The following is a 2,780-nucleotide window of genomic DNA, read 5'->3' as shown; positions in this document are numbered from 1 at the left end:
GAACCCGCTTCGGCCGGGAATCGGACACGAAAGAGTCTGATAGAGTCGGAAACGCAAGAACGAAGGGAAGCGCCCGGAGGGCCCCGGTGAAACGGGACCGAAGGAAGCGTCCGTTCCTTGAGAACTCAACAGCGTGCCAAAAGTCAACGCCAGATATGTTGATACCCCGGCCTGCTTCATGCAGGTTGGTGGTTCCTTTGAAAAGTCCTGCACGGTCCTCGGACCGGGTAGGCAACAACAGCGAGGACGCTGTGAACGACCGGTCTTATTCCGACCTGGTCGTTCCGCTCTCGTGTTGTGATCCCGATTACGGGAAAACATTCACGGAGAGTTTGATCCTGGCTCAGGACGAACGCTGGCGGCGTGCTTAACACATGCAAGTCGAACGATGAAGCCCTTCGGGGTGGATTAGTGGCGAACGGGTGAGTAACACGTGGGCAATCTGCCCTTCACTCTGGGACAAGCCCTGGAAACGGGGTCTAATACCGGATAACACTCTGTCCCGCATGGGACGGGGTTAAAAGCTCCGGCGGTGAAGGATGAGCCCGCGGCCTATCAGCTTGTTGGTGGGGTGATGGCCTACCAAGGCGACGACGGGTAGCCGGCCTGAGAGGGCGACCGGCCACACTGGGACTGAGACACGGCCCAGACTCCTACGGGAGGCAGCAGTGGGGAATATTGCACAATGGGCGAAAGCCTGATGCAGCGACGCCGCGTGAGGGATGACGGCCTTCGGGTTGTAAACCTCTTTCAGCAGGGAAGAAGCGAAAGTGACGGTACCTGCAGAAGAAGCGCCGGCTAACTACGTGCCAGCAGCCGCGGTAATACGTAGGGCGCAAGCGTTGTCCGGAATTATTGGGCGTAAAGAGCTCGTAGGCGGCTTGTCACGTCGGATGTGAAAGCCCGGGGCTTAACCCCGGGTCTGCATTCGATACGGGCTAGCTAGAGTGTGGTAGGGGAGATCGGAATTCCTGGTGTAGCGGTGAAATGCGCAGATATCAGGAGGAACACCGGTGGCGAAGGCGGATCTCTGGGCCATTACTGACGCTGAGGAGCGAAAGCGTGGGGAGCGAACAGGATTAGATACCCTGGTAGTCCACGCCGTAAACGTTGGGAACTAGGTGTTGGCGACATTCCACGTCGTCGGTGCCGCAGCTAACGCATTAAGTTCCCCGCCTGGGGAGTACGGCCGCAAGGCTAAAACTCAAAGGAATTGACGGGGGCCCGCACAAGCAGCGGAGCATGTGGCTTAATTCGACGCAACGCGAAGAACCTTACCAAGGCTTGACATATACCGGAAAGCATCAGAGATGGTGCCCCCCTTGTGGTCGGTATACAGGTGGTGCATGGCTGTCGTCAGCTCGTGTCGTGAGATGTTGGGTTAAGTCCCGCAACGAGCGCAACCCTTGTTCTGTGTTGCCAGCATGCCCTTCGGGGTGATGGGGACTCACAGGAGACTGCCGGGGTCAACTCGGAGGAAGGTGGGGACGACGTCAAGTCATCATGCCCCTTATGTCTTGGGCTGCACACGTGCTACAATGGCCGGTACAATGAGCTGCGATGCCGCGAGGCGGAGCGAATCTCAAAAAGCCGGTCTCAGTTCGGATTGGGGTCTGCAACTCGACCCCATGAAGTCGGAGTTGCTAGTAATCGCAGATCAGCATTGCTGCGGTGAATACGTTCCCGGGCCTTGTACACACCGCCCGTCACGTCACGAAAGTCGGTAACACCCGAAGCCGGTGGCCCAACCCCTTGTGGGAGGGAGCTGTCGAAGGTGGGACTGGCGATTGGGACGAAGTCGTAACAAGGTAGCCGTACCGGAAGGTGCGGCTGGATCACCTCCTTTCTAAGGAGCATCTAGATTCCGCAAGGAGTCCAGAGGCCATTACGTCGGCAAATGTTCGACGGTGGTTGCTCATGGGTGGAACGTTGACTATTCGGCACGATGAGCACGGTTTTGTGAGTACTGCTTCGGCGTGGAAAACAGGATCGGGTTGGTCGGGTCGGGCACGCTGTTGGGTATCTGAAGGTACGGGCTCGTTGAGTCTGTTCCTTTGGTTGCCGGCCCCAGTGCACTCACCTGTAAGGGTGGGGTGATGGGTGGCTGGTCGTTGTTTGAGAACTGCACAGTGGACGCGAGCATCTGTGGCCAAGTTTTTAAGGGCGCACGGTGGATGCCTTGGCACCAGGAACCGATGAAGGACGTGGGAGGCCACGATAGTCCCCGGGGAGCTGTCAACCAAGCTTTGATCCGGGGGTTTCCGAATGGGGAAACCCGGCAGTCGTCATGGGCTGTCACCCGCTGCTGAACACATAGGCAGTGTGGAGGGAACGCGGGGAAGTGAAACATCTCAGTACCCGCAGGAAGAGAAAACAACCGTGATTCCGGGAGTAGTGGCGAGCGAAACTGGATGAGGCCAAACCGTATGCGTGTGATACCCGGCAGGGGTTGCGCATGCGGGGTTGTGGGATCTCTTTTTCACAGTCTGCCGGCTGTGAGACGAGTCAGAAACCGTTGGTGTAGGCGAAGGACATGCGAAAGGTCCGGCGTAGAGGGTAAGACCCCCGTAGCTGAAACATCAACGGCTCGTTTGAGAGACACCCAAGTAGCACGGGGCCCGAGAAATCCCGTGTGAATCTGGCGGGACCACCCGCTAAGCCTAAATATTCCCTGGTGACCGATAGCGGATAGTACCGTGAGGGAATGGTGAAAAGTACCGCGGGAGCGGAGTGAAATAGTACCTGAAACCGTGTGCCTACAAGCCGTGGGAGCGTCGCTG

At 57.8% G+C, this 2,780-nt stretch carries 2 rRNA genes; both read left to right on the top strand.

Annotation, left to right across the window (positions count from 1 at the left end):
• The first annotated feature begins 320 nt into the window (after positions 1-320).
• Positions 321-1,846 (top strand): 16S ribosomal RNA (locus ACFVS9_RS34120).
• A 301-nt stretch (positions 1,847-2,147) separates the two neighbouring features.
• Positions 2,148-2,780 (top strand): 23S ribosomal RNA (locus ACFVS9_RS34115); the annotation flags it as partial.

Origin of the sequence: Streptomyces sp. NPDC058008, assembly GCF_042886395.1 — a bacterium.
Classification (GTDB): Bacteria; Actinomycetota; Actinomycetes; order Streptomycetales; family Streptomycetaceae; genus Streptomyces.
The sequence above is the reverse complement of the archived record's forward strand: the minus strand, read 5'-3'. Positions and strand labels throughout refer to the sequence as shown.